We start from the raw sequence: 24,115 nt of genomic DNA, 5'->3' as shown, positions 1-24,115 counted from the left end.
TATGAGAAAGCTTAATATTTCCGACTATACCGAAACAGCGTTTCTCGAGTTCTTGAACAAAATTTGCCGCTCTGAATACACTACGGAAAAAAAACTAATACGCGCAGTACTCTTGTTTGATGAGTTGACAGAGCATCCAGACGGAGCTGACTTAATTTACTACGCAGAGTCAGACGAAGATTCCACACCCGAAGCTATCATTGAAAAAGTAAAAGCGTGGCGAGCCGCCAACGGAAAGCCAGGCTTTAAAATAGAAGAATAGAGATAAAACTGTGGAGCCGGCAGACGTGCTTGGCTCCACTTTCCGGCATGTCACCTCAAAAGCGACAATCTAGAGTCATAAAAAAGAAACCTATTAAAAGGGGACTGTCACTAACCGCTCCCCGGCTCACCGGAATGGAACAACGCTCACACAGCCACACTTGAGGATTATAAATTTAGCAACAGTGAGGCTTTATTGTACTCGGAAGAGGCACTCAATGCTGAAAGCAAACAAATCGACCGTTTTTACAAAAATCTTCTCAAAGGAGAGTTCCAGTGAGCACTATCGAACAGATTATAAAAAATGAGCCTATTGAAGATGTCGTGACAGCTTTCGGTATTGGCTTGGCCTATCCTTCGCTCGATAGAATGATTGGACGCTATAGATTTGAAGTCATCGCAAATGGCGAACTGCTTCGAACCTACTCACGACTTTTCGATGAGGGGATACTCGCTAACGATGAAGGACCGGTCGCCACCAAAGGACCGAACTGGATAGAACCGAAATTCATTACAGAAAAAAATATACCTGATTTGTAGCTGATACCAAGCCGCTGCAATCCGGCGGCTTGGTATTTACAACATTTAAATCGAATACTTCTACAAATTCCCCATCATTTCCTTCGGCGCTTCAATATTGTCCTTCGGATGCGCCGCCCTTCAAAACTCACTCCAACAAATGGGGCAGATAAGATGAACCTTAAAAAAACACTTGAAGAATATAACGAATCCGAATACACGACCCTTATACAACGCCTGTTCAACGGAGAGTATTCATCGGAAGCAGAACTCGATGAAATCGTTGAGAACATCGTAAATACTTCGGAGCATCCGAACGGGTCGGACATTTTGTATTACCCGGAACCGGGTGTTGAGGACAGTCCTGCCGGTGTATTAAACGCCATTAAACATTGGCGAGCAGAAAACGTAAAACCCGGCTTCAAAGCAGAAAACTATAATCTGGAAAAGGGAGCATGCGATCACGCATATTTCATTTACATTACCTTACTACAACGAAGACCTCTGCACCCCCATTACTTCCTTCAGTGCCCCAATATTGTCCTCGGGCGCGCAGCCACTAAAAAAACACATACAGAGTTTTACAATAGAAGAAACCAACATGAGTAAGCTAAATATTCCCGACTATACCGAAGCAGAGTTTCTCGAGTTCTTAAAAAAATTTGCTGATCTGAACATCCTACGGAAAAAGATTAAATACGCGCAGTACTCTTGTTTGAGGAGTTGACAGAGCATCCAGACGGATACTGACTTAATTTACTACTCAGACTCAGACGAAGATTCCACACCTGAAGCTATCATTGAAAAAGTAAAAACCTGGCTAGCGGCGCAGTCTACGACATGGAAAATCTTAGTATATTGACACCACAGCAGCACATTGAAACCCACTCCAAAAAAGGAGACAAACAGGATGAACTTTAAAAACAAATTTGAAGAATATACAGAATCTGAATATACAAGCCTTATAAACCGTTTAGTTGTAGGCGATTACTCATCAGAGAAAGAGCATGACGCAATTGTTGACAACATCGTAAGCACTTCAGAACATCCAAACGGAACAGACATCCTGTATTACCCCGAACCGGGTGTCGAAGACAGCCCTGCCGGCGTATTAGAAGCTATAAAGCAATGGCGAACCGCCAACGGAAAAACAGGCTTCAAAAAAGAAGAATAGCGATAAAACCGTGGAGCAGACAGACGTGCCTGGCTCCACTTTCAAAGCTGCCACTCCTCAACCCAGACTTCTACTGCCTACGCATTCTTCGGAAAGCGACTACAGGCTTCTGTAAACACGCGAAGCGCCCCCGCCATTAATGTTAATTACAGGTCATTCATCCACGCCTAGGGTGCGCTGACTTTAACTTAACTATTAACGAGCAATCTTTCATGAAACCTATCATCTACAACAAACTTCATTCTACTCAGAGTTCCAACAGCCGCGTACGCTTTCTGATTTTCCACTACACGGCCGGTAACTTCTCCAGTTCAGTCAATGCATTGACCGGCCCGAATGTCAGCGCACACTATCTGGTTCCGGACATCACCGATCCGAGCTACTTGAACGCAGGCCACACCACGCAGGAAGTCTTCAGTCTTGTCGACGAAACCCGGCGCGCCTGGCATGCGGGCGTCAGTCAATGGGGTAACCGAAGCAATCTGAATGACACGTCTATCGGTGTCGAAATCGTTAACCTGGCGACGTTCAGCCAAGGGGTTTTCAATTTTCCGCCGTATCAGCCTGAACAAATTGCCGCGATGGAAGAACTGGCGCTGAACATCCTTGAACGCTATCCGGATATCAGCCCGACCCAAGTCCTGGGCCACTCTGATGTTGCGGTCGGTCGCAAGAGTGACCCAGGGCCGAAATTCCCTTGGCATGCACTTTATTTGAAAGGCGTTGGCGCCTGGTTCGACGATGCCACCCGCGACACCTATTTGCAGCAATACAACGAAACCGGCATTCCTGCCCGAGCCGAATTGCTGAAACTGTTCAGAACCTATGGCTATGACGTTTCAAATGCATCAACCGATCAAGGTTTCGCACAACTTGTTCGAGCCTTTCAGTTGCACTTCCGCCCTGAAAATTACGACGGGATCATGGATGCGCAAACGGCAGCAAGTCTGGCGGCATTGGTTCGCAAATATTTTCCTTGATAGCCACAGCAAACTAAAACGCTCTGAACATTAACAACCAGCAAGGTCAGAACGGTGACCTTGCTGGCTTCCATTAAAGCGAATACTTCTGCAGATTCCCCATCATTTCCTTCAGCGCTTCAATATTGTCCTTCGGATGCGCTGCCCCCTCAAAATCACAAATCTGCTCCCACCGCGCCGCCACGTCTTCCGGTGAGAACCCCACCCGCGGATCAAACCCGGCACCCAGGCTGCGCTCCCAACGCACCTTGCCCATCCAGCCGCCGCCAACTTCAAACAACCCGGAAGTCTCTTTGCAATTTTCACTGGCCAAATACACCACCAGCGGGCTGACCAGTTCCGGTTTGAGTTGCTCGAAAACTTGCGGCGGGATCAGGCCTTCGGTCATGCGAGTGCCGCCGGTAGGCGCGATGGCGTTGACCTGGATGTTGTTCTTGCGGCCTTCGATGGCGAGTGTGCGAGTCAGGCCGTAGAGGCCGAGTTTGGCCATACCATAGTTGGACTGGCCGAAGTTGCCGTAAATGCCCGATGTCGACGCAGTGAAGATCACGCGGCCGTAGTTTTGCTCACGCATGTGCGGCCAGGCGGCACGGGTGACTTTGTAGGCGCCTTCGACGTGGACGCGGTAAACCAGATCCCAGTCGGCATCCTCCATTTTGTGGAAAGTCTTGTCGCGCAGGATCCCGGCGTTGTTGACCACTACATCGATACGACCGAAAACATCGAGCGCGTGCTGGACGATTTTATCGCCGTCAGTGACGGAGTCGTGGTTGGCCTCGGCAGTCCCGCCGGCCTCGCGAATTTCGGCCACTACGCGGTCTGCTGCCGACGCGTTAGCGCCCTCACCTTGCGCTGAGCCGCCGAGATCGTTGACCAACACTTTGGCGCCCTGTTTGGCGAACAGCAGCGCATGTGCCCGCCCCAGGCCGCCGCCTGCACCGGTGACGATCACGACTTTATCTTCGAAGCGCACAGTCTCATTCATGGGGGAACTCCAGCAGGCCAAGGGACGATGAACCCGAGTGTCAGGCACGGCGCTGCTGGTCACAATGAACAAGGGTCGGGCTGAATGGTGCCCGATAAGGCTGGGGGATAATCAGGAACAGGCAGCCCTGCGCGGGGGTAATGCCTGCCGATCACGAAACTCCAGATAGTGCTTGAGTACCTGCCCCGGCGCTTCGATCTGGGGGTAATGGCCAATTTCGGCCAGCAGGATCGTGTCCGGATTGGGGATCAGTTCGCGATAGCGCGCGACCATATGTGCACCGGAAATCGGATCGACCTCGCCATCAATGACGCGCAGCGGCACTTCACCGCGCTGCATGGCGCCGACCCAACGCTCGCGCTGGACACGCCGCTCTGGAATATACGTGATGAGCTTGTGCATGATCCGCGAACCTTGGTTGCTGTTGATCAGCCCCCAGAAATCATCCATCTCACTTTCGGTCGGCCGGGTCATCCGCCCGAAAATCCGCCGAAAACTCTTCACCAGCGCGTCACGCGTGAAAGCGCGGCCAATCATCCAGCCCAAGGGGCTGAGCAACAGTTTTTGCGCCAGCAGCGGACGATGGGTTTCCGGAAACAGGCCACCGTTGAGGAACACACAACTGGCGATGTGAATGCAGGTTTCGTAATGTCGGGCCAACAGTTCCTGCGCCACGCTGTCGCCATAATCGTGGGCCAATACGTGCACCGGTTGCGTGACACTCAAATGCGCCAGCAACGCCTGTTGCAAGTCGGCCTGTTCGATCAGGCTGTATTCATGGTTCACCGGTTTGGCCGAATCGCCGAAGCCAAGCATGTCGCAAGCAATTACTCGATAGCGCTGGGCCAGTGGTTGCCACAGGTAATGCCAATCCCAACTGGCGGTCGGGAAGCCGTGGATGAGCAACAGCGGCTCACCCTGCCCGGCCGTCCAATAGCGGATAGTCTGGCCATGGAATACAAACGTCTGGCCGCGTTTGCGCCAGACACACAGGGGGATCTCGGCGAGTGGCATTAGAGTTTATAACCCGGGTTTTGTTGATCGAGTTTACGTAGCAGCGCTGGCCAGGCCAACGCGCCACCCATCCCTTGAGTACTTTTGGTCACGCCGGCGATCATCGCCTTGGCGCCGTCCAGAATCTGCGGTTCGATAGCGATCAGTTCGGCGCCGCCGTTCTGTGCCAGCACCTGAATATCGCAGGCGCGCTGGAAGGTGAACATCATCAGGAACGTGTCGGCGATGGTGCTGCCACAGGTCAGCAAACCGTGGTTGTGCAGCATCAGGAAATTGTTTTCACCGAGGTCGGCTTGCAGGCGCGCCTTCTCTTCATGGTTCAGCGCAACGCCTTCATACGCGTGGTAAGCCAGGCTGGACAGGACAAACAAGGATTGCTGGCTGATCGGCAGAACGCCCTGCTTTTGCGCCGACACCGCAACGCCGGCAGCAGTATGAGTGTGCAGCACGCAGACCACATCGTGGCGGACTTCATGCACGGCGCTGTGAATGGTGTAACCCGCCGGGTTGATGTCGTATGGACTGTCCATCAACTTGTTGCCGGCCTGATCAACCTTGACCAGGCTCGATGCCGTGATCTCATGAAACATCAGCCCGAACGGGTTGATCAGAAAATCTTCGGTACCGGGCACTTTGGCCGAGATGTGCGTAAAGATCAGATCGTCCCAGCCATGCGCGGCGACCAGACGATAGCAGGCCGCCAAATCGACTCGGGTCTGCCACTCGGCGGCACTGACTTTACCTTTGACACTGTGGGGCGACTGGACGGGGGCAACATTCACGGCATGACCTCCTATTCTTATTGTTCTGCTGTCGTCACAGCAGTCTAGTCAGCCCCCGGTCTTCGTGTAGTTGCATTGGCAGCCAGCTTGATGGCCTAGCGAGTCAGTGGCGCAATGAGTCTGGATCCATGTCAAAGGACCGACGCCAATAACCATATTCAGCAATTTCATCAGAACCATGACGAACCCGATTTTCACTGCAATGCGCTGACCAAATCTGCCAGCCAGGGCTCGGCATCGGTTTCGGGGGTCACAGTTTCGCTGGCGTCCAGGCGCAGCATGGGCAGCACTTCACGCAGACCCAGTTCACTGAACAATTCACGCATCTGCTCGCCGCCGCCACAGAAGGTATCGCCATAGCTCGCATCGCCCAGGCCGATGACCGCTCCCGGCAGACCGCGCCAGGCAGCGGGCAACTGATCACGAATCATCGAATACAAGGGTTGCAGGTTGTCCGGCAATTCACCCATGCCGGTGGTCGACGTCACCGCCAGAAACGCTTGCGGTTCGAAAGCCAGGACATCGGCCAGCGACGCGCGTGGGTTGTGCATTGTTTCGAAACCGGCGGTCTTCAAAATACTCGCGGCGTGACGGGCGACTTCTTCGGCCGTGCCGTAAACCGAGCCGGAAAGGATGGCGACTTTCATCTATCTGATCCTGAAACTGAGTGAAAACCGGATATTAACAGCAGGACCTGCATTGTTCTTTTAGAATGCAGCACTCAATCACTGCGGAAAGGATTCTCCGATGATCAATGCTCAGCTGCTGCAAATGGTGATCAATGCTTCTAACGACGGCATCGTGATTGCCGAAAAGGAAGGCGAGCAGGACAACATCCTGATTTACGTCAACCCGGCATTCGAACGTCTGACGGGGTACACCAATGAAGAAATCCTCTATCAGGATTGCCGCTTCTTACAGGCCGGCGACCGGGATCAGGCAGCGCTTGCCACCATTCGCGAAGCGTTGAACAGGGAAGGATACTGCAGGGAAATCCTCAGGAACTACCGCAAGGACGGCACCCCATTCTGGAATGAACTCTCGCTGTCGACGGTGAAAAACCCGAACGACGGGCAGACTTACTTCGTCGGTGTACAGAAGGACGTCACGGCCCAAGTCAAAGCGCAACAACGTGTGGTGCAACTGGAAGCCCAGTTGGCCGAAGCACACGCCGAACTTTCTGCGCTGAAGCGACGAACGGCAAAAACAAAACGGTGAATTAATGGTCATTAACTACAATCACCAATGACTTTGTATCTATACCTTTCGAGCATGCCATGCAGCGCGACGCACTCCTGACTCAGGACGAACTGGATTTCATCCAGACAATGCAACATAACCCACAGCTCAATGTGCGGGATGCGACGTCGAGCCTGCTCGTTAATAGTGGTTCGCAGATACGTGATTTGCTCACGCGCCTCGCGGCTCATGAGCAAGTCACCATTCATGCCAACTTCGAAAATCAGCAAATGACCTTTCCGCTGCACCTGGTGGAAGACGAGTTTCATGCGCTGCATTTGCGTTTGGGCGTGCCAAGCATTTACGAGGACGGGCCAATGGTTCGTCCTTGGCGCCTGGCACTTGAAGAACCGGTGGCGCTGGAGAATGCCAAAGGCCAGCCAGGCACAATGTATGTGCACGAAATCTCGTTCAAAGGAGTTTTGCTGGAAGTCCGCAACAAGACCAAGCCACCCAAACACTTCGCCTTGTGGTTCAGCCCGTCAGGCTACGAACGGATTGCTTTGCGCGGTACCTTTGAGCGTGAAACCGAGCAAGGTTTCTTCGCCTACGAATTGAGTCAGTCTGACAAGGACGAAACCGAGCGTCTGCGCCAGTACATCCTTCAGCAACATCGCCTGACACACCCCGCGCTGCACATCTGAATTTCAGGTTTCAAGGTTTCCCGCCAGGAACTGTTTCAGACGCTGGCGCATTACCCTTCCGTCGTTCCCCAGACACCCGATCGATGATCCGGTCAGGCTTTCCTGAGCCAGTTCCGACTTATCCCCGGCAAGCATCAACTGACAATCCAGGCTCATCGCCAGACGATTGAGCCGTCGTGGTAATTCAGGGGCCGGCGAATTATTGGACACCAAAACCAAAGCATTGGGTTTGACCCGCTCGCAGACCAGGGTCAACTCGTCGAAAGGCTGTCCAATCGCCAATAACTGAATAGCCGAGTCAACACTGCTCAGGAACAGCGCCGTGAGCAGCACGTCGAGTTCACGGCATTGATCGGCCATCGCACAGACAATGATCCGACGCGGTTGCATGACCCGCGCCATCATCAGCCGTTGCAACACGCGAGAACGTAGAAAGGCGTCCAGAAACAGCCACTCGCTGGTCTGGCCGAATGCTTCATGGCGATGCAACAGTTGTTTCCAGAGCGGAAGAAAAATGTCCTGAAACACTACCGACAGCGGATAACTGGAGAAAATCTGCCCATAGATTTGATCCAGTTGAACTTCATCAAAGGCCTTCACCGCAACCTGGACCTGTTGCTGCCACTGAGCGTAGTCGGCGTGCACGAGTTCGGTGGGAATGATCTGCGCCAGCACTTTGAGTGGCTCGGTCTTGGCCAGGATCTTGCCGACTTTGCTGACCGCAACGCCGCGGTCGATCCAGTCGAGGATGCTACGAACCTTCTCGATATCGTGCATTGAGTACAGACGATGCCCACTTTCGGTGCGAGTAGGCTGGATCAAACCATGACGCCGCTCCCAGGCGCGCAGCGTAACCGGGTTGATGCCCGTCAGACGCGCTACCTCACGAATAGGAAAGAGCTCTTCCCGATCCAGGGACAGATCCGATTGCGGGGTAGAAGTAACGTCAGTCAGGACAGGCATCGGATAGTCGACGTCCACGGATGAAATTGGATCCCATTCTAACTCTCCCGCCGACTATTCAACACCTTGATAATCGACGCTCATGCTGGTGTATTGGCCAGAATCAGGAATAATCCTTGCTTGTCTCAAAGCGCAGCCCACCACCCCGGTGTTGCGCCTGGCGAAACTCCTACCCGGAGTAACGCAACTGTCATATGGAGATACACAATGTCTACCTCACCCGTCACCCTGATGGTTGCGCGTCGCGTTGCCGAAGGGCGCTATCAGGACCTTATGGTCTGGTTGCGCGAAGGCGAACAATTGGCCACCGATTTTCCCGGCTATCTTGGCTCTGGCGTGCTCGCTCCGCCGCCCGACGATGACGAATTCCAGATTATTTTCCGCTTTGCCGACGAGCAGACCCTGCACGCTTGGGAACACTCTGCGTCACGCACGGCCTGGCTGGCGCGCGGCAGCGACCTGTTTGGCCACAACACGGAACATCGCGTCAGCGGAATTGAGGGCTGGTTCGGCGCGGTCGGTCAGCGCCCGCCACGCTGGAAACAGGCGGTGGCAATCTGGTTGGCATTCTTTCCGGTGTCCCTGTTGTTCAATTTTGTCCTCGGGCCTTTGCTGAGCGAAATGAGCCTGCTGCCACGGGTGTTCATCAGCACGCTGTGCCTGACGCCGTTGATGGTCTACTTCTTCATTCCATTGTCGACCCGTCTGCTGGCCAACTGGCTGAACAGCGCGGTACCACGGCCGCTGCCCTCCGAGCCCCTCCCACAAAATCAATGATCCCAATGTTGGGGTGAGCCCCACGGTAGGTGAATGCCGCCGCGCGCTGGTATAGTTTTGCTCTTACCGCGACGCGAGCCATTCATGACTTCTTCCGCAGCCCCCATCCTCATCACCGGTGCCGGCCAGCGTGTTGGCCTGCATTGTGCGCAGCGTTTGATTGAAGACGGCCAGCGGGTAATCTTCAGCTACCGCAGCGAACGTCCCGGTGTCCAGACGTTGCGCGATCTGGGCGCCACCGCGGTGTTTGCCGACTTCTCCACTGAAGCCGGGATCCTCGCATTCATCACCGCCCTGAAAACCCACACTAATAGCCTGCGGGCGATTGTCCATAACGCCTCCGAATGGCTGACCGAAACGCCGGACACCGACGCCGCCGCCTTCACCCGCATGTTCAGCGTGCACATGCTTGCGCCTTACCTGATCAACCTGCACTGTGGGGACTTGCTGCAACGCTCACACCCTGCGGACATTGTGCACATCAGCGATGACGTGACCCGCAAAGGCAGCAGCCAGCACATTGGCTACTGCGCCAGCAAAGCCGGGCTCGACAGCCTCACCCTATCCTTCGCTGCGAAATACGCGCCAACAATCAAGGTCAACGGAATCGCGCCCGCCCTGCTAATGTTCAACCCCGAGGATGACGCGGTTTACCGCGCCAAGGCGCTGGCCAAATCCGCGCTGGGCATCGAACCCGGCAGCGAAGTGATCTACCAGAGCCTGCGCTATTTGCTCGACAACCCTTATGTCACCGGCACCACCCTGACCGTCAACGGCGGACGGCACATCAAATAAGATGCCCCGCGAGGATGCTACATGTCGCTAACCCTGCCCCAGAACGCCCTGTCCCAGAGCTACCGCGAGATTCTCATCGGTCTCGGTGAGAACCCGGATCGCGAAGGCCTGATCGACACCCCGGTGCGGGCGGCCAAAGCCATGCAGTACCTCTGTCATGGCTACGAACAAAGTGTCGAAGAGATCGTCAACGGCGCGCTGTTCGCCTCCGACAACGATGAAATGATCATTGTCGACAACATCGAGTTGTACTCGCTCTGTGAACATCACCTGCTGCCCTTCATCGGCAAGGCCCATGTGGCTTATATTCCAACGGGCAAGGTGCTGGGTCTGTCGAAAATTGCGCGACTGGTGGACATGTTCGCCCGTCGCCTGCAAATCCAGGAAAACCTCACCCGGCAAATCGCCGAGGCGGTGCAACAGGTGACCAATGCCGCCGGCGTAGCGGTGGTCATCGAAGCCCGGCACATGTGCATGATGATGCGCGGTGTCGAGAAACAGAATTCGACCATGAACACCTCGGTGATGCTCGGCGCCTTCCGCGAGTCGAGCAACACCCGCCAGGAGTTCCTGCAATTGATTGGACGGAGCACGTCGTAATGCCACAACTTCAACCAGGAATGGCACGCATCCGGGTCAAGGACCTGTGCCTGCGGACCTACATCGGAATCAACGAGGATGAAATCCTCAACAAACAGGATGTGCTGATCAACCTGACCATCCTGTATGCGGCCCAGGAAGCGGTGCGTGACAACGACATTGATCACGCGCTGAACTACCGCACCATCACCAAGGCAATCATCGCCCACGTAGAGGGCAATCGTTTCGCCCTGCTCGAACGGTTGACTCAGGAGTTGCTGGACTTGGTGATGGCCAACGAGTCGGTGCTGTACGCCGAGGTTGAGGTCGACAAACCTCACGCGCTGCGATTCGCCGAATCGGTGTCGATTACGCTCGCGGCAAGCCGCTGACCGCGTCTGGCGCATTGTTCGCCAGACTTTTATCATCCGCGCCACGAAATGACCGAACAGAGGCCCCCATGACCGATCAACAACGCCTGGAACTTGAAGCCGCCGCCTTTCGCCGGCTGGTGGCCCACCTGGACAGCCGCAAGGATGTACAGAACATCGACCTGATGAACCTCTCCGGTTTCTGCCGCAACTGCCTGTCCAAGTGGTACAAGGCCGCCGCAGACGAACGCCAGATCGACGTCAGCCTCGATGACGCCCGCGAAGTGGTTTACGGCATGCCGTACGCCGAATGGAAAGCCCAATACCAGCAAGAAGCCAGCGCCGAACAACAAGCGGCGTTTGCCAAAGGAAAACCCAATGAGTGATTTGAATACCCTGCGCGCCAGCCTCAAGAGTGGCGAACACGTCTTTGCCGATACCCTGGCCTTCATCGCCGCCGGTTACGACTATCAACCGCAGGCTTTCAACAACGGTGGCGTGGAAAACGCGGCCGGTCAGAACGAAGGTTCGTGCAAGACCCTGGGTCTGGCGCTGCTGGAAGGTCTGAGCGATGAAGAAGCGCTGCTGGCGTTTGGCGAGCATTACCGTTCGGTGGTCGCAACGCCTGATGGCAGCGACCACGGCAATATCCGCGCTTTGATTGCCAATGGCCTGGCCGGGGTGAAGTTCACTCAGAAACCACTGACTCACCGCTGAATAAAATGCAGGAGCACGGCTTGCCGGCGATAACGATCTCAAGGACGCCATCGCCGGCAAGTCGGAACGCCGCCCGCGTGCTCCTACAGTCGCGGCACACCACATCCCGACTTTTAAGATTGACCCGGCAACTTTATTTCGTTTGCCGGGTAACGCTGCTCGCGGCTTAGATAAAAAGAAGCATCCCTTCTTCAGAGTCGGTCATCCATGAGCAGCGAATCCATCAGCCAGTCGATCAACATCGTTCATCCTGTCACGCTCAGCCACGGCAAAAATGCCGAGGTCTGGGACACCGATGGCAAGCGTTACATCGACTTCGTCGGCGGCATCGGCGTACTGAACCTCGGCCATTGCCACCCGCGCATCGTCGAAGCCATTCGCGAACAAGCCACGCGACTGACCCACTACGCATTCAACGCCGCCCCGCATGTGCCTTACATCGAGCTGATGGATCGCCTGACTGCGTTCATTCCGGTGGACTACCCGGTCAGCGGCATGCTCACCAACAGCGGCGCGGAAGCGGCGGAAAATGCCCTGAAGATCGTCCGTGGTGCAACCGGCCGCACCGCCGTGATCGCCTTCGACGGTGCCTTCCACGGCCGTACCCTCGCCACCCTCAACCTCAACGGCAAGGTCGCCCCCTACAAACAGAAAGTCGGCGTGCTGCCGGGCCCGGTGTTTCACTTGCCGTATCCGAGCAAAGACAACGGCGTAACTTGCGCCGACGCCTTGAAGGCCATGGACCGACTGTTCAGCGTCGAGATCGACGTCGATGACGTGGCGTGTTTTATCGTCGAACCGGTGCAAGGCGAAGCGGGCTTCCTGACGATGGACGTGGAATTTGCCCAAGCGCTGCGAAAGTTCTGCGATGAAAAGAACATCCTGTTGATCGCTGATGAAATCCAGTCCGGTTTCGGCCGCACCGGCCAGCGTTTTGCGTTCTCGCGACTGGGCATCGAGCCAGACTTGATCCTGCTGGGCAAAAGCATTGCCGGCGGCGTGCCACTCGGTGCGGTGGTCGGGCGTAAAGCGTTGCTCGACACCTTGCCCAAGGGCGGTCTGGGCGGGACTTATTCGGGCAATCCCATCGCCTGCGCCGCCGCGCTGGCGACGCTGGATGAAATGACGGATGCCAACTTGCAAGCCTGGGGCGCGCAGCAGGAAGAAGCGATTGTCAGCCGTTACGAAGCCTGGCGCGACAGCAAACTTTCACCGTATCTGGGTCGTTTGACCGGCGTGGGTGCGATGCGCGGCATCGAGCTGATCAATGCCGATGGCACGCCGGCGTCGGCCCAGTTGACGCAACTATTGGCATTGGCACGAGACGCCGGTTTGCTGTTGATGCCCAGCGGCAAGTCGCGCCACATCATCCGACTGTTGGCGCCATTGACCACCGAAGCGGCGGTGCTGGAGGAAGGGCTGGACATCCTTGAGGCATGCCTCGCCAAACTGTCTTGATAGCAAATGAGTTCAGGGACTGACATAGCGAATTAAGTTCGCTTGTTGTCCCCGAATCCGCACCGCAATACTGACTAAAACCCCCTTTACTTAGCGAGATCATCACCACCTACACATTGAGGCAGTCATGTATCACGACAATATAATTTATAAGAAAAAGTCCAACGATCCTCAATTCCTGCTCGCCGTCGCCGTGGTGCTGTTCCTCGGCTCCTACCTGATGAACCTGGGCAACAGCGCCCTAAGCCATTTTCTGCAACCGCTGCTAGGCAATGCCCCGGACAGCCTCACCGCTCGCAACATCGCCATCGGCCTTGGTATTGCGGCACTGGGCACGCTGAACTTCCATGTCCTCGGGCGCTTGAAGTTCAAGGTGCAAACCACCGTGGTGTGGGTCGAGCTGCTGATCCTGTTTCTCGCTTTCTTCGATACCTTCGACCTCTCCTACAGTTTCATTCTCGACAAAGTCGGCTTCCTGATCCTCCAGGGCGCTGCCACCACCTTGTACATCTCCGCCTTGGCCATTGTGATCGCGTTTGTGCTGGCGTTGATCGGCGCAGTGGCCAAGTTGTCGAACAATGGCTTGGCCAATGCCCTCGCCTCGTTCTACACCTCGTTCTTTCGCGGCGTGCCGCTGCTGATTCAGATCTACCTGATTTACCTGGGCCTGCCGCAACTCGGCTATGTGGTTGACGCGGTGCCGGCCGGCATCCTTGCGCTGTCGCTGTGCTATGGCGCCTACATGACCGAAATTTTCCGTGCCGGTATCCAGAGCATTCCGGTCGGCCAGTGGGAAGCTTCGCGTGCCCTGAACATCAGCCCGTTCAAAACCCTCAGCCGCGTGATCATGCCCCAGGCCTTGCGGGTGATTATTCCGCCGACCGGCAATCAGTTTATCGCCATGCTAAAGGACAGTTCGCTGGTGTCGGTGATCGGCGTCTGGGAACTGATGTACCTGGCCAAGACCCAGGGTCGGGCAGACTTCCGCCACCTGGAGATGTTGATCACTGCGGCGATGATCTACTGGGCGCTGTCGTTCATTCTCGAACGGGTGCAGGCGCGAATCGAAAAACGGGTCAACCGTTCCACGGCAAGGGGCTGATACGCGATGACTCGAACCAATACCGCTGAACAACTCGACCTGGCCGCGGCTGTAAAACCTGGCCCCGCGATGATTTCGATCACTGGCCTGAACAAGTGGTACGGCAATTTTCACGCCTTGCGCGATGTCGACCTGAACGTCGCCACCGGCGAAATTCTGGTGGTGTGCGGGCCGTCAGGCTCGGGCAAATCGACGATGATTCGTTGCATCAATCACCTGGAAAATTTTCAGAAAGGCCACATACAAGTCAACGGCATCACCCTCACCAGCGAAGCGGAAAGTGTCAGCGCCGTACGCAGCGAAATCGGCATGGTGTTTCAGAGCTTCAACCTGTTCCCGCACTTGAGTGTGATGGATAACCTGACGCTGGCCCCGCAACTGGTACAGGGCGTGTCATCCGCCGAAGCGAAAAAACGCGCGCTGGTTTATCTCGAACGCGTACGAATTGCCGAGCATGCCGACAAGTACCCCTCGCAACTGTCCGGCGGTCAGCAGCAGCGCGTGGCGATTGCCCGGGCGCTGTGCATGAATCCCAAAGTGATGCTGTTCGACGAACCGACCTCCGCGCTGGACCCGGAAATGGTCCACGAGGTGCTGGACGTCATGAGCGAATTGGCCACCGACGGCATGACCATGATCTGCGTGACCCACGAAATGGGTTTTGCCAGCAAGGTAGCCGACCGGGTGCTGTTCATGGATCAGGGACAGGTCATCGAACAAGCCACCCCTGCCGAGTTTTTCAACAACCCGCAGACCGAACGCGCGCAGAAATTTCTGTCGCAAATCATCGGTCACTGAGAAGCGCTTTACCCCCGCATAACAATAACGAGAAGTGGAGATGGACATGCTCAGTAAGAAACACGCAATCACCCTCGCAGCCTCCTTGTCACTGTTGTTTGTCGGCGTCGCCAATGCCGGTGCCGTGCTAGACAAAATCCAGAGCAGCAAGACGTTGACCGTTGCCACGTCGGCGACCTGGCCACCGCAGGGATTCATCAACGACAAGAATGAAATCGACGGTTTTGATATCGATGTGTCCAAGGAAATTGCCAAGCGTCTCGGCGTCGAGGCCAAATTCATCACACCCGACTGGGATGTGATTACCGCAGGCAAGTGGAATGGCCGCTGGGATGTTTCTGTGGGCTCGATGACCGCGACGAAGAGTCGTGCGCGGATTCTCGATTTCCCCGGGACTTATTACTACGTGCCTTATGTGTTTGCGGTGCACAACAAATCCACGGTCTCCGACCACAAAGCACTCAATGGCAAAACCATCGGCGTCGAAGGCGGCACTACGTCAGAAGACTATTTCAGCCAGGCGCTGGCCATCGAAACCACTGACGTACCGCCAGTTGTCTACGACGTAAAAACCGAAAAAATGAAGACCTACGCCGGCTCCGTCGGCCCGCTCGACGATCTGCGCCTGGGCGATGGCACCCGGCTGGACGCAATCCTCACGCAACGCAGCACCCTGGATGCCGCCGTCAAGAAAGGCTATCCACTGCGCGCCGTCGACAACGCTGTGGTGTTTTATGAGCCGCTGGCCATTGCCACCGACAAGGGTGACCCGGAGCTAAAAGCCAAGCTGGGTGAAATCATCGGTGAGATGCACAAGGACGGCACGCTGACCAAGCTGTCGGACAAGTGGTACGGCGTGGATTACTCGACTCTCAAGTAGTACGCCTGTCCACTGTGGGAGCGAGCCTGCTCGCGATGGACGTCAACGATGACACGGCTTTGCTGAATGCCCGCGTCGCCCTTGCGTTTTTTCGCGAGCAGGCTCGCTCCCACAATGTTTGACGTACGCATAATTTACTGGCCATTTCTCAAGGATTGACCATGTCCTTCCCCAACACCTGGTATTCCCAAACCTCGCTGCCACGCGCAGCCAGGCCAGAATTGAACACCAACGAAACCTGCGATGTGTGCATCATCGGTGCCGGTATCGCCGGTCTCACTGCTGCCCTGGAGCTGACCCGTCGCGGCAAGCGCGTGATCATCCTTGAAGCCAATCAGGTGGCCTGGGGCGCGTCCGGCCGCAATGGCGGCGTGGTCTCACCGGGTTGGGCTGAGGGGTCTGGAGCGATTCGCAAGAAACTTGGGCTGGAACACGCCAGGGCGCTATTCCAGATGTCGGCCGAAGGTGTGGAGATCGTCCGCCGCAATATTATCGAACTGGCTTTGCCCGGTTGCGCGCCATCCGCTGGCACGATTCGGGTCAAGCGCTACGACGACGGCGCTGGTGTGAAAAACCACATCGAAACCATGCGCCGCGACTTCGGTTATGAACTCAACTACCTCGATACCGCCCAGGTCCGCGAACGGGCTCACACCTTGCGCTATTTCCAAGGCGTCGAAGATCCGAACGCCATGCACTTCCACCCGCTCAATTATTGCCTGGGCCTGGCCCATGCCATTGAAACGGCTGGTGGCAGAATTTTCGAGCAATCGAAAATGCTCGCCTGGCATCGCGAAGGTAACGACAAAATCGTCAAGACCGCGCGTGGCACCGTAAGCTGCAAAGATCTGGTGTTTTGCGCGGGCGGTTATGGCGGCCCTGAGCTGCAAAAACTCAGCCGCGCTTACCTGCCCATCGCCACCTACGTGGTGTTGACCGAACACTTGGGCGACTCGATCAAAAACGTCCTCGACTCCGGTGCGGCCTTCTCCGATGACCGTCGAGCTTCGGACTACTATCGCATCGTCGAAGGTGACCGCCTGCTTTGGGGCGGACGCATTACCACCCGCAACGAACAGAATGAGAAAGCGCTTGCAGCCATGCTGAAGGCCGACATGGTGTCGGTTTATCCGCAACTGGCTCCGGCAAAAATCGAATTGGCCTGGTCCGGCCTGATGGGTTACTCCACCAATAAAATGCCCAACCTCGGGCTACTGGAACCGGGCGTCTGGGCCTGCACTTCTTTTGGTGGTCACGGTTTGAATACCGGCTCAATCGGCGGCAGGGTGATTGCCGAAGCCGTGTGCGGGGAAAGTGCGCGCCATGAGTTGTTCAAGCCTTACCTGCTGGACTGGAATGGCGGGCCGTTTGGTCGAGTGGCGGCCAATGCGATCTATAAATCGCTGAAGGTGATGGACTATGTCCAAGAGCGGCTCAAGGGCTGAAGGTCCCACACTTCCCCTGTGGGAGCGAGCCGGCTCCGGGCGGCGTTCCGACGATGGCAATTTATCATTCAACATTGATGTCGATTGATACACCGCTATCGCGAGCACAAAAAAACCGGCTGAAAGCCGGTTTTTTTCATTTCAACGATCTCAGAACTTGGCGTTCTGCAGGTCGTCCAGGTAACGCTCAGTGTCCAGTGCTGCCATGCAGCCAGCGCCGGCCGAGGTGATGGCTTGACGGTAAACGTGGTCAGCCACGTCACCGGCGGCAAAGATACCTTCGACGCTGGTCGCCGTCGCATTGCCTTCACGGCCGCCTTGCACCACCAGGTAGCCGTCTTTCAACGTCAGCTGACCTTCGAACAACGAGGTGTTCGGGGTGTGGCCGATGGCGATGAACACGCCGTCGACTTTCAGCTCGTCGAAGCTGCCGTCGTTGTTCTTCAGGCGAGCACCGGTCACGCCCATGTTGTCGCCCAGTACTTCGTCCAGGTTCGAGTTCAATTTCAGCTCGATCTTGCCTTCGGCAACCCGGGCATTGAGCTTGTCGATCAGGATCTTCTCGGCGCGGAAGGTTTCGCGACGGTGGATCAGGGTCACCTTGCTGGCGATGTTGGCCAGGTACAGGGCTTCTTCAACAGCGGTGTTGCCGCCGCCGACCACAGCCACAGGCTTGTTGCGATAGAAGAAACCGTCGCAGGTCGCGCAGGCCGAAACGCCTTTGCCCATGAACGCTTCTTCGGACGGCAGGCCCAGGTAACGAGCGCTGGCGCCGGTCGCAATGATCAGAGCGTCACAGGTGTACGTCGCACTGTCGCCGACCAGGGTGTACGGCTTGGAAGCGAAGTCCACGGCATTGATGTGATCGAAAACGATCTCGGTTTCAAAGCGCTCGGCGTGTTCTTTCATGCGCTCCATCAACGCCGGGCCGGTCAGACCGTGGACGTCGCCCGGCCAGTTGTCGACTTCGGTGGTGGTGGTCAGTTGACCGCCGGCTTGCATGCCGGTGATCAGCAGTGGCTTGAGGTTGGCACGGGCGGCATAGACCGCAGCGCTGTAACCGGCAGGGCCGGAACCGAGAATAATCACTCGCGAATGACGGGCTTCAGACATGACCTGCTCCTGTTGACCGGCCCTGAACACCGGGCGCGGAACGCCGGGTTGCCGGCGGGAATAAAAAAGGACCGTGGTTGACCTTGGGGAAGGTTTGAGAACGACAGTCCTGCAAAAAGATTGGGTGCAGCGTATCGAGGGGGCGAAGATTAAGGAAATACGGTTTAACAATCCAGCTCATAGGTGGTCTCTATCCCACTGCCGAGACTATAAAGACGTCTTTGTTACAGTGAATGTCGATTCCACTGCCGCGCTTTCCCCCTTCTGGCAAAGCCGGTAAGGTCGGCGCGATTACCTCTGCCCGGAGCACGTTATGCCCGCACCTGTCCTGTCCGGACCGCAATACCTGCGCGAAGGCCTCAAGCTGGTTCTGAGCCCCAGCCTGCGTTTATTCGTGTTATTGCCGCTGGCAATCAACCTGGTGCTGTTCGTCGGATTGATTTATCTGGCCGGCCATCAATTCAGCCTGTGGGTCGATACGCTGATGCCGACCCTGCCCGACTGGCTGAGTTTTCTCAACTACATCCTCTGGCCGATTTTTGTGGTGCTGGTGGTGTTGATGGTGTTTTTTACCTTCACCATGCTCGCCAACGTCATCGCCGCGCCTTTCAACGGCTTCCTCGCGGAAAAAGTCGAAGTGGTGGTGCGTGGCACCGACGATTTCCCGGCCTTCAGCTGGGGCGAGCTGACCGCCATGATCCCGCGCACCCTGGCCCGGGAGATGCGCAAACTCGGCTATTTCCTGCCACGGGCAATCGGGCTGTTCATCCTGTCCTTTATCCCGGTGGTGAACATCATTGCCGCACCGCTGTGGCTGCTGTTCGGGGTGTGGATGATGGCGATCCAGTACATCGACTATCCGGCGGACAACCACAAGCTGGGCTGGAACGAAATGCTCGCCTGGCTGCGGCAGAAACGCTGGCAGAGCATGAGCTTTGGCGGCAGCGTGTATCTGGTGCTGCTGATCCCGGTGGTGAACATCCTGATGATGCCGGCCGCCGTGGCCGGGGCGACGTTGTTCTGGGTGCGTGAGCGCGGCGCGGAAGCGTTGGAAAAGTGACCGATCGCCATTGCAGCATTGAAAATTGCACCAGTTCTCTCGGGGCCGTTTGATGGGTCACTGCCATGTTTTTTCATGAGTGAGTCTTCCGACCTGTTATTTCTGACAGTAGTCAGCAAACTGATTTCTATAGCTAATAGAACGTTGGCTCACCCGCGTTGAGAATATCCAAGTTGTCCGGGTCGAATCCTTCCTTGTCACTTGGAGATCAGACCAATGAATAACAAATCAAGACGACTTCCCCCCACCCTCGACGATAAGCGCTTTCCATGGACCAGCTTCAGCCCTGCTGTCCTGAATGCTGCGGACGAAGTAAACGGCGTTCCATTTACTATCAGTGCGAGCACGATAATTTTTATCCAAAGCGAAAACCTGCGGCCCTTGGCAACGCGTTTAGCTTTCGGGTTCGCAGGGGCAGCCGGACTTGAAAAACCGCCCACCATTCTTCTCAAGTCCGAAAGAACTCAGCATGCTGGTGATGTAGACCTGACACTGACGGCGCCAATCACGGGGAGCGTACCGATCCCTCCCAATGGGCAAAGTGAGTGTTACCGGATCGATATCCTGGAAACTGTTCAAGTCTACGCAGCAACGCTAAAGGCCATGGCCCGGGCATTGACGACCCTGAATAAAGCAGCCTGGGTTTCTTCGACACTCACTGCAGCGGTAATCATCGATGCCCCGGTCTACGCCGAACGCTCGGTAATGATTGATGTGGGACGCAAGTATTACAGTGTCGAATGGATGAAAAACCTGTTACGCGAGATGGCCTGGAACCAACTCAATATGCTGCATTTGCACCTGACGGATAACGAGGGGGTACGGGTAAACTTCCCTTCCTTCTGCGACATCGCCAGCCCCGAAGCCTGGACTGCAGCGCAACTCACGGACATTCTCGACACCGCTGCCTCTTATCACATTGACGTCATCCCTGAGATTGAAACACCCGGGCATATGAATTGGATTCTGCGTAACAGGCCAGAGTTTCAACTTGAGCTCTCGAACGGCACGATTGTTTCGAAGGCGCTCGACTTCAGCATCCAAGCTGCTCGAGACTTTCTCAAAACTCTGGTCAGCGATCTGCTCAACATGTTCCCGAACAGCCGCTATCTGCATTTGGGGGCTGACGAGTATTTTCTCAGTCCAATCAGCCACAACAACACGCCACAATTAGCGCAGTATGCGCGTCAAGAATCCGGCAATCCCAACGCGACCTCAGAGGATGCCGTGAGATTCTTCGTCAACGACCTTGCCAAGCTTGTCCAGGAAAACGGCAAAATCGCGCGGGTCTGGAACGACGGAGCCGTCAATCGAAATGCGGCTATCAATCTGGACAAAACAGTAGAAATCGAATGCTGGAGCCTGTGGGGTTCGATTGGCGGTCGTAACGAGATGAGTGCGAAGGAATTAGTTGATGCCGGCTACACCGTGAAGAACTCTCACGGCGACTTTTACTTCATCATTCGCAAGGATTGGGAGAATGTAATCCACCCCAAACATTCGCCTCATGGAATCTATGATGTTTGGCGTCCCAACTACTTCATCGCCGAGGCAGGAAGGGAAATAACGGTGATTCCTCCGAATATTCCAACTATGGCGGGTGCGGGCATTCAGGTCTGGGCAGACGAACCTGACTACCTCCCTCCTGAAGCGGTCTGGTCAGATCTGATTAAGTGGATACTGCCTCTGGGTCAGCGAACCTGGGACTCGCCGCATGCAGCTCCTGATTATAAATCTCTGTCGGAAATCGCGCGTTCTGTTGCTCATCCTCCACCTGAACCAGCCGACAAAAATACGTCGACGTAAAGCCGGCGATCGTCACAAATCCATCATCGCTCTGAAATAACCAAGACATGGCCTCAGCCGACACTGAGGTCATGACGACAGCTCTGCATATCACCCTGATCACTGAAACATTCCCACCGGAAATCAACGGCGTGGCCAATACCCTTGGTCGCTTGTGCGATGGCTTGCGCGCGCGTGGGCATCAGGTGGAATTGGTGCGGCCACGTCAGGTGTGTGATCAGCTGTTGAGCAGTGACGATGATTTGCTGTTGTGTCGCGGCTGGCCGCTGCCAGGTTATCCCGGTTTGCAATGGGGCCAGTCGTCTATGCACAAGCTGCTAAGGCGCTGGACGCGGCATCGCCCGGACGTGCTGTACATCGCCACCGAAGGGCCACTGGGCTTGTCGGCGTTACGCGCAGCACGGCGGCTGGGGATCTCGGTGGTCAGCGGTTTTCACACCAACTTTCAGCAATACTCCAGCCAATACGGGCTGGGGGTCCTGACCCGATTGCTGACTCACTACCTGCGCTGGTTCCACAACCGCTCGACCCTGACACTGGTGCCGAGCCCCAGCCAGCGGATGGAGCTTGAGCGTCGGCAATTCGAGCGTTTGGCATTGCTCTCTCGGGGTGTCGACAGCCAATTGTTTCATCCGAGCAAAAGGCTGATATCGCTGCGCGAACAGTGGGGATTGGCCGAAGATGACATTGCAGTCATTCATGTCGGGCGCTTGGCACCCGAGAAAAACCTGGGCTTGCTCAAGCGCAGTTTCGACGTGCTGAAATCCACTTATCCACAGCGCAACCTACGCTTGATCGTGATCGGCGACGGCCCGCAACGAACGGCGCTGGAGCAGGAACTGCCCGAGGCGGTTTTCTGCGGTTCACAACGGGGCGAAGCGTTGGCCAGTCACTATGCGTCAGGCGATGTATTTTTGTTTCCGAGCATGACCGAAACCTTTGGCAACGTGGTGCTTGAAGCACTGGCGTCGGGATTGGGTGTGGTCGCGTACGACCAGGCGGCTGCGGCCCAGCATATTCGCCATGGCTACAGCGGCGTGCTGGCAATGCCGGGGGATGAAGAGGCGTTCTGCGAGGCGGCAGTGTGGCTGCTGGAAGAGCGCGAGACGTTGCGTTGCGTGCGGTTGAATGCGCGCCAACATGCGAGCAGGCAGGGTTGGGCGGCGATTATCGAGCAGTTTGAGGGGCAGTTGCGGGGGGCTTGTGTCCGGGAAGTGGTGGTACCTGAGGCACAGACCTTATCCTGACTCTTCGGTGACATTGTGTCCGTCTTCGCGAGCAGGCTCGCTCCCACATTGGATTTGTGAACGACACAGAACCACTGTGGGAGCGAGCCTGCTCGCGAAGAGGCCCTTCCAGGCGCCGCTTAAACCAAGCTCATCAATGCCTCGCGGCTGAATGGCAGGATGTCTTCTTCACGCCCGTCGCGCACTTTCTGCGCCCAGTCCGGATCGACCAACAACGCACGACCCACAGCCACCAGGTCAAACTCCTCGTTGTTCAAACGCTCCAGCAGTTTTTCCAGGCTGGCCGGTTGGGCGATCTTGTCGGTGTTGACCATGAATTGCAGGAACTCGCCATCCAGGCCAACGCTGCCCACGGTGATGGTCGGTTTGCCAGTGAGTTTGCGGGTCCAGCCCGCCAGATTCAGCTCGGAGCCGTCGAATTCAGGCTCCCAGAAACGGCGTGTCGAGCAGTGGAAAATGTCCACGCCGGCATCGGACAACGGCTTGAGGAATTCACCCAGTGCTTGCGGGGTTTGCACCAGACGCGCGGTGTAATCCTGCTGCTTCCATTGGGAGAAGCGGAAGATGATCGGGAAACCTTCGCCGACCGCCGCGCGCACGGCTTGAATCAGCTCGATCGCGAACCGTGAACGGTTCGCCAGATCGCCACCGTACTCGTCGGTGCGCTGGTTGCTGCCTTCCCAGAAGAACTGGTCGACCAGATAACCGTGGGCGCCGTGGATTTCCACGCCGTCCATGCCAATGCTCTGGGCATCTTTGGCGGCTTGGGCGAACGCGGCGATCACGTCCTGGATGTCTTGCCTGGTCATGCCGTGAACCACGACCTGACCGTCTTTCAATTTTTCCGACGGGCCGTAACCCGGAACGCTGGCGTCCGGTTCGGTGCCGATACGGCGCACACTGCCGACATGCCACAGTTGTGGAACGATCTTGCCGCCTTCGGCATGTACGGCGTCGACGACTTTCTTCCAGCCGGCCAGCGCCGCTTCTCCGTAGAAGTGCGGTACGTTCGGGTAGCCGTTCGAGGCCTTGTGACCGACGGTCGTGCCTTCGGTGATGATCAAACCCACACCGGCAGCAGCGCGACGACGGTAGTACTCGATCACTTTGGAGTTGGGCACGCCACCCGGCGAAAACGAACGGGTCATCGGCGCCATGACGACACGGGTCGGCAGTTCAAGGGTGCCGAGATGGAACGGTTTGAACAGGGCTTTGACGGGCATGGGACGCTCCACGGGGAATGATTTTATGACGATGATAATATGGGGAGCGCAGCGTATTGAATAGCACTATTGATTGCAGTGATTAAGGCCTAAAAGTTCGTAAATATTGTAGGAGCCGGCTTGCTGGCGAATCAGGCGATGCGGTGTGTCAGATACGCCGCGTTCGCTGGCAAGCCAGCTCCT

At 56.1% G+C, this 24,115-nt stretch carries 29 protein-coding genes and 1 pseudogene; 23 read left to right on the top strand and 7 right to left on the bottom strand.

Annotation, left to right across the window (positions count from 1 at the left end; all coding sequences use genetic code 11):
- The first annotated feature begins 1 nt into the window (after window position 1).
- The 7 genes from KGB06_RS13850 to KGB06_RS13825 all read left to right on the top strand — a co-directional run bounded on the left by KGB06_RS13850 (window position 2) and on the right by KGB06_RS13825 (window position 2,934).
- Window positions 2-262: a bacteriocin immunity protein gene (locus KGB06_RS13850; RefSeq protein ID WP_223516596.1), complete on the top strand. Its 261-nt coding sequence runs from the start codon at window positions 2-4 to the stop codon at window positions 260-262.
- 275 nt (window positions 263-537) lie between these two features.
- Window positions 538-801, top strand: a complete 264-nt coding sequence (locus KGB06_RS13845) for an immunity protein (RefSeq protein ID WP_223516569.1) — start codon at window positions 538-540, stop codon at window positions 799-801.
- 153 nt (window positions 802-954) lie between these two features.
- Window positions 955-1,389 (top strand): bacteriocin immunity protein, encoded by a 435-nt coding sequence (locus tag KGB06_RS13840; RefSeq protein ID WP_223516567.1) that lies wholly within the window; start codon window positions 955-957, stop codon window positions 1,387-1,389.
- Between the two features lie 124 nt (window positions 1,390-1,513).
- Window positions 1,514-1,642, top strand: coding sequence for a bacteriocin immunity protein (locus tag KGB06_RS13835; RefSeq protein ID WP_223516701.1), 129 nt, complete (start codon window positions 1,514-1,516; stop codon window positions 1,640-1,642).
- Entirely contained in the window at window positions 1,621-1,701 is an 81-nt protein-coding gene (locus KGB06_RS30095) for a hypothetical protein (RefSeq protein WP_411741849.1), read from the top strand. The genes KGB06_RS13835 and KGB06_RS30095 overlap by 22 nt, the downstream gene beginning before the upstream one ends.
- Window positions 1,691-1,954, top strand: a complete 264-nt coding sequence (locus tag KGB06_RS13830) for a bacteriocin immunity protein (RefSeq protein ID WP_223516565.1) — start codon at window positions 1,691-1,693, stop codon at window positions 1,952-1,954. Before KGB06_RS30095 ends, KGB06_RS13830 begins: the two co-directional genes overlap by 11 nt.
- Window positions 1,955-2,166: 212 nt before the next feature.
- Window positions 2,167-2,934 (top strand): N-acetylmuramoyl-L-alanine amidase, encoded by a 768-nt coding sequence (locus KGB06_RS13825; RefSeq protein ID WP_223516563.1) that lies wholly within the window; start codon window positions 2,167-2,169, stop codon window positions 2,932-2,934.
- A 73-nt stretch (window positions 2,935-3,007) separates the two neighbouring features.
- Here KGB06_RS13825 and KGB06_RS13820 read toward each other — a convergent pair whose 3' ends face one another.
- The 4 genes from KGB06_RS13820 to KGB06_RS13805 all read right to left on the bottom strand — a co-directional run bounded on the left by KGB06_RS13820 (window position 3,008) and on the right by KGB06_RS13805 (window position 6,362).
- The gene (locus KGB06_RS13820) at window positions 3,008-3,919 is read right to left on the bottom strand and encodes an SDR family oxidoreductase (RefSeq protein ID WP_223516561.1); all 912 of its coding nucleotides are present in this window, start codon (window positions 3,917-3,919) and stop codon (window positions 3,008-3,010) included.
- 111 nt (window positions 3,920-4,030) lie between these two features.
- Window positions 4,031-4,933: an alpha/beta fold hydrolase gene (locus KGB06_RS13815; protein ID WP_223516559.1), complete on the bottom strand. Its 903-nt coding sequence runs from the start codon at window positions 4,931-4,933 to the stop codon at window positions 4,031-4,033.
- Entirely contained in the window at window positions 4,933-5,715 is a 783-nt protein-coding gene (locus KGB06_RS13810; RefSeq protein WP_223516557.1) for a class II aldolase/adducin family protein, read from the bottom strand. The genes KGB06_RS13815 and KGB06_RS13810 overlap by 1 nt, the downstream gene beginning before the upstream one ends.
- A 194-nt stretch (window positions 5,716-5,909) precedes the next feature.
- Complete coding sequence (locus KGB06_RS13805; RefSeq protein ID WP_223516555.1) at window positions 5,910-6,362, bottom strand: flavodoxin; 453 nt, start codon at window positions 6,360-6,362, stop codon at window positions 5,910-5,912.
- Window positions 6,363-6,462: 100 nt separating this feature from the next.
- Between KGB06_RS13805 and KGB06_RS13800 the strand changes: the two are divergent.
- A pseudogene (locus KGB06_RS13800) lies at window positions 6,463-6,938 on the top strand (PAS domain S-box protein).
- A gap of 54 nt (window positions 6,939-6,992) precedes the next feature.
- Window positions 6,993-7,598 carry a hypothetical protein gene (locus KGB06_RS13795; protein WP_223516554.1) on the top strand — a complete coding sequence of 202 codons (606 nt, stop codon included), beginning with the start codon at window positions 6,993-6,995 and terminating at the stop codon, window positions 7,596-7,598.
- A 3-nt stretch (window positions 7,599-7,601) separates the two neighbouring features.
- On the opposite strand, the gene KGB06_RS13790 is transcribed toward KGB06_RS13795, so the two are convergent.
- Window positions 7,602-8,561 carry a MerR family transcriptional regulator gene (locus tag KGB06_RS13790; protein WP_223516552.1) on the bottom strand — a complete coding sequence of 320 codons (960 nt, stop codon included), beginning with the start codon at window positions 8,559-8,561 and terminating at the stop codon, window positions 7,602-7,604.
- A gap of 207 nt (window positions 8,562-8,768) precedes the next feature.
- On the opposite strand from KGB06_RS13790, the gene KGB06_RS13785 reads away from it, so the two are divergent.
- The 11 genes from KGB06_RS13785 to KGB06_RS13735 all read left to right on the top strand — a co-directional run bounded on the left by KGB06_RS13785 (window position 8,769) and on the right by KGB06_RS13735 (window position 17,483).
- Entirely contained in the window at window positions 8,769-9,338 is a 570-nt protein-coding gene (locus KGB06_RS13785) for an antibiotic biosynthesis monooxygenase (protein WP_223516551.1), read from the top strand.
- A gap of 84 nt (window positions 9,339-9,422) precedes the next feature.
- On the top strand, window positions 9,423-10,133 hold the full coding sequence (gene folM / locus KGB06_RS13780; protein ID WP_223516549.1) for a dihydromonapterin reductase: 711 nt from the start codon (window positions 9,423-9,425) through the stop codon (window positions 10,131-10,133).
- A gap of 21 nt (window positions 10,134-10,154) precedes the next feature.
- Complete coding sequence (gene folE / locus KGB06_RS13775; RefSeq protein ID WP_223516547.1) at window positions 10,155-10,733, top strand: GTP cyclohydrolase I FolE; 579 nt, start codon at window positions 10,155-10,157, stop codon at window positions 10,731-10,733.
- Window positions 10,733-11,104: a dihydroneopterin triphosphate 2'-epimerase gene (folX, locus tag KGB06_RS13770; RefSeq protein WP_008054404.1), complete on the top strand. Its 372-nt coding sequence runs from the start codon at window positions 10,733-10,735 to the stop codon at window positions 11,102-11,104. Before folE ends, folX begins: the two co-directional genes overlap by 1 nt.
- Before the next feature lie 68 nt (window positions 11,105-11,172).
- Complete coding sequence (locus KGB06_RS13765) at window positions 11,173-11,469, top strand: DUF1244 domain-containing protein (protein WP_007944633.1); 297 nt, start codon at window positions 11,173-11,175, stop codon at window positions 11,467-11,469.
- Entirely contained in the window at window positions 11,462-11,800 is a 339-nt protein-coding gene (locus tag KGB06_RS13760) for a HopJ type III effector protein (RefSeq protein WP_223516545.1), read from the top strand. Before KGB06_RS13765 ends, KGB06_RS13760 begins: the two co-directional genes overlap by 8 nt.
- Window positions 11,801-12,007: 207 nt before the next feature.
- Window positions 12,008-13,258 carry an aspartate aminotransferase family protein gene (locus KGB06_RS13755; protein ID WP_223516543.1) on the top strand — a complete coding sequence of 417 codons (1,251 nt, stop codon included), beginning with the start codon at window positions 12,008-12,010 and terminating at the stop codon, window positions 13,256-13,258.
- Between the two features lie 127 nt (window positions 13,259-13,385).
- Entirely contained in the window at window positions 13,386-14,360 is a 975-nt protein-coding gene (locus KGB06_RS13750) for an amino acid ABC transporter permease (RefSeq protein WP_223516541.1), read from the top strand.
- A gap of 6 nt (window positions 14,361-14,366) precedes the next feature.
- Window positions 14,367-15,158 (top strand): amino acid ABC transporter ATP-binding protein, encoded by a 792-nt coding sequence (locus tag KGB06_RS13745; RefSeq protein ID WP_317849403.1) that lies wholly within the window; start codon window positions 14,367-14,369, stop codon window positions 15,156-15,158.
- A 46-nt stretch (window positions 15,159-15,204) separates the two neighbouring features.
- Window positions 15,205-16,038 carry a transporter substrate-binding domain-containing protein gene (locus KGB06_RS13740; protein WP_223516539.1) on the top strand — a complete coding sequence of 278 codons (834 nt, stop codon included), beginning with the start codon at window positions 15,205-15,207 and terminating at the stop codon, window positions 16,036-16,038.
- A gap of 161 nt (window positions 16,039-16,199) precedes the next feature.
- Window positions 16,200-17,483, top strand: coding sequence for an NAD(P)/FAD-dependent oxidoreductase (locus KGB06_RS13735; protein WP_223516537.1), 1,284 nt, complete (start codon window positions 16,200-16,202; stop codon window positions 17,481-17,483).
- 150 nt (window positions 17,484-17,633) lie between these two features.
- Here KGB06_RS13735 and trxB read toward each other — a convergent pair whose 3' ends face one another.
- Window positions 17,634-18,596, bottom strand: coding sequence for a thioredoxin-disulfide reductase (trxB, locus tag KGB06_RS13730; protein ID WP_223516535.1), 963 nt, complete (start codon window positions 18,594-18,596; stop codon window positions 17,634-17,636).
- A gap of 313 nt (window positions 18,597-18,909) precedes the next feature.
- On the opposite strand from trxB, the gene cysZ reads away from it, so the two are divergent.
- The 3 genes from cysZ (at window position 18,910) to KGB06_RS13715 (ending at window position 22,709) form a co-directional block, all read left to right on the top strand.
- Window positions 18,910-19,656, top strand: coding sequence for a sulfate transporter CysZ (cysZ, locus tag KGB06_RS13725; RefSeq protein ID WP_223516533.1), 747 nt, complete (start codon window positions 18,910-18,912; stop codon window positions 19,654-19,656).
- A 216-nt stretch (window positions 19,657-19,872) separates the two neighbouring features.
- Window positions 19,873-21,462 carry a family 20 glycosylhydrolase gene (locus KGB06_RS13720; protein ID WP_223516531.1) on the top strand — a complete coding sequence of 530 codons (1,590 nt, stop codon included), beginning with the start codon at window positions 19,873-19,875 and terminating at the stop codon, window positions 21,460-21,462.
- 47 nt (window positions 21,463-21,509) lie between these two features.
- On the top strand, window positions 21,510-22,709 hold the full coding sequence (locus KGB06_RS13715) for a glycosyltransferase family 4 protein (protein WP_223516529.1): 1,200 nt from the start codon (window positions 21,510-21,512) through the stop codon (window positions 22,707-22,709).
- Between the two features lie 119 nt (window positions 22,710-22,828).
- Here KGB06_RS13715 and KGB06_RS13710 read toward each other — a convergent pair whose 3' ends face one another.
- Entirely contained in the window at window positions 22,829-23,932 is a 1,104-nt protein-coding gene (locus tag KGB06_RS13710; protein WP_223516528.1) for an NADH:flavin oxidoreductase, read from the bottom strand.
- Between the last annotated feature and the right edge of the window lie 183 nt (window positions 23,933-24,115).

The organism is Pseudomonas sp. GL-B-19, from assembly GCF_019956415.1.
Taxonomy (GTDB): Bacteria; Pseudomonadota; Gammaproteobacteria; order Pseudomonadales; family Pseudomonadaceae; genus Aquipseudomonas.
The sequence above is the reverse complement of the archived record's forward strand: the minus strand, read 5'-3'. Positions and strand labels throughout refer to the sequence as shown.

What these genes read in the sequence shown, in the direction of transcription:
- KGB06_RS13850 (WP_223516596.1), top strand. Translation starts at nt 2, where the DNA reads ATGAGAAAGCTTAATATTTCCGACTATACCGAAACAGCGTTTCTCGAG.
- KGB06_RS13840 (WP_223516567.1), top strand. Translation starts at nt 955, where the DNA reads ATGAACCTTAAAAAAACACTTGAAGAATATAACGAATCCGAATACACG.
- KGB06_RS30095 (WP_411741849.1), top strand. Translation starts at nt 1,621, where the DNA reads ATGGAAAATCTTAGTATATTGACACCACAGCAGCACATTGAAACCCAC.
- KGB06_RS13830 (WP_223516565.1), top strand. Translation starts at nt 1,691, where the DNA reads ATGAACTTTAAAAACAAATTTGAAGAATATACAGAATCTGAATATACA.
- KGB06_RS13825 (WP_223516563.1), top strand. Translation starts at nt 2,167, where the DNA reads ATGAAACCTATCATCTACAACAAACTTCATTCTACTCAGAGTTCCAAC.
- KGB06_RS13820 (WP_223516561.1), bottom strand. Translation starts at nt 3,919, where the DNA reads ATGAATGAGACTGTGCGCTTCGAAGATAAAGTCGTGATCGTCACCGGT.
- KGB06_RS13815 (WP_223516559.1), bottom strand. Translation starts at nt 4,933, where the DNA reads ATGCCACTCGCCGAGATCCCCCTGTGTGTCTGGCGCAAACGCGGCCAG.
- KGB06_RS13805 (WP_223516555.1), bottom strand. Translation starts at nt 6,362, where the DNA reads ATGAAAGTCGCCATCCTTTCCGGCTCGGTTTACGGCACGGCCGAAGAA.
- KGB06_RS13795 (WP_223516554.1), top strand. Translation starts at nt 6,993, where the DNA reads ATGCAGCGCGACGCACTCCTGACTCAGGACGAACTGGATTTCATCCAG.
- KGB06_RS13790 (WP_223516552.1), bottom strand. Translation starts at nt 8,561, where the DNA reads ATGCCTGTCCTGACTGACGTTACTTCTACCCCGCAATCGGATCTGTCC.
- KGB06_RS13785 (WP_223516551.1), top strand. Translation starts at nt 8,769, where the DNA reads ATGTCTACCTCACCCGTCACCCTGATGGTTGCGCGTCGCGTTGCCGAA.
- folM (WP_223516549.1), top strand. Translation starts at nt 9,423, where the DNA reads ATGACTTCTTCCGCAGCCCCCATCCTCATCACCGGTGCCGGCCAGCGT.
- folE (WP_223516547.1), top strand. Translation starts at nt 10,155, where the DNA reads ATGTCGCTAACCCTGCCCCAGAACGCCCTGTCCCAGAGCTACCGCGAG.
- folX (WP_008054404.1), top strand. Translation starts at nt 10,733, where the DNA reads ATGCCACAACTTCAACCAGGAATGGCACGCATCCGGGTCAAGGACCTG.
- KGB06_RS13765 (WP_007944633.1), top strand. Translation starts at nt 11,173, where the DNA reads ATGACCGATCAACAACGCCTGGAACTTGAAGCCGCCGCCTTTCGCCGG.
- KGB06_RS13760 (WP_223516545.1), top strand. Translation starts at nt 11,462, where the DNA reads ATGAGTGATTTGAATACCCTGCGCGCCAGCCTCAAGAGTGGCGAACAC.
- KGB06_RS13755 (WP_223516543.1), top strand. Translation starts at nt 12,008, where the DNA reads ATGAGCAGCGAATCCATCAGCCAGTCGATCAACATCGTTCATCCTGTC.
- KGB06_RS13750 (WP_223516541.1), top strand. Translation starts at nt 13,386, where the DNA reads ATGTATCACGACAATATAATTTATAAGAAAAAGTCCAACGATCCTCAA.
- KGB06_RS13745 (WP_317849403.1), top strand. Translation starts at nt 14,367, where the DNA reads ATGACTCGAACCAATACCGCTGAACAACTCGACCTGGCCGCGGCTGTA.
- KGB06_RS13740 (WP_223516539.1), top strand. Translation starts at nt 15,205, where the DNA reads ATGCTCAGTAAGAAACACGCAATCACCCTCGCAGCCTCCTTGTCACTG.
- KGB06_RS13735 (WP_223516537.1), top strand. Translation starts at nt 16,200, where the DNA reads ATGTCCTTCCCCAACACCTGGTATTCCCAAACCTCGCTGCCACGCGCA.
- trxB (WP_223516535.1), bottom strand. Translation starts at nt 18,596, where the DNA reads ATGTCTGAAGCCCGTCATTCGCGAGTGATTATTCTCGGTTCCGGCCCT.
- cysZ (WP_223516533.1), top strand. Translation starts at nt 18,910, where the DNA reads ATGCCCGCACCTGTCCTGTCCGGACCGCAATACCTGCGCGAAGGCCTC.
- KGB06_RS13720 (WP_223516531.1), top strand. Translation starts at nt 19,873, where the DNA reads ATGAATAACAAATCAAGACGACTTCCCCCCACCCTCGACGATAAGCGC.
- KGB06_RS13715 (WP_223516529.1), top strand. Translation starts at nt 21,510, where the DNA reads ATGGCCTCAGCCGACACTGAGGTCATGACGACAGCTCTGCATATCACC.
- KGB06_RS13710 (WP_223516528.1), bottom strand. Translation starts at nt 23,932, where the DNA reads ATGCCCGTCAAAGCCCTGTTCAAACCGTTCCATCTCGGCACCCTTGAA.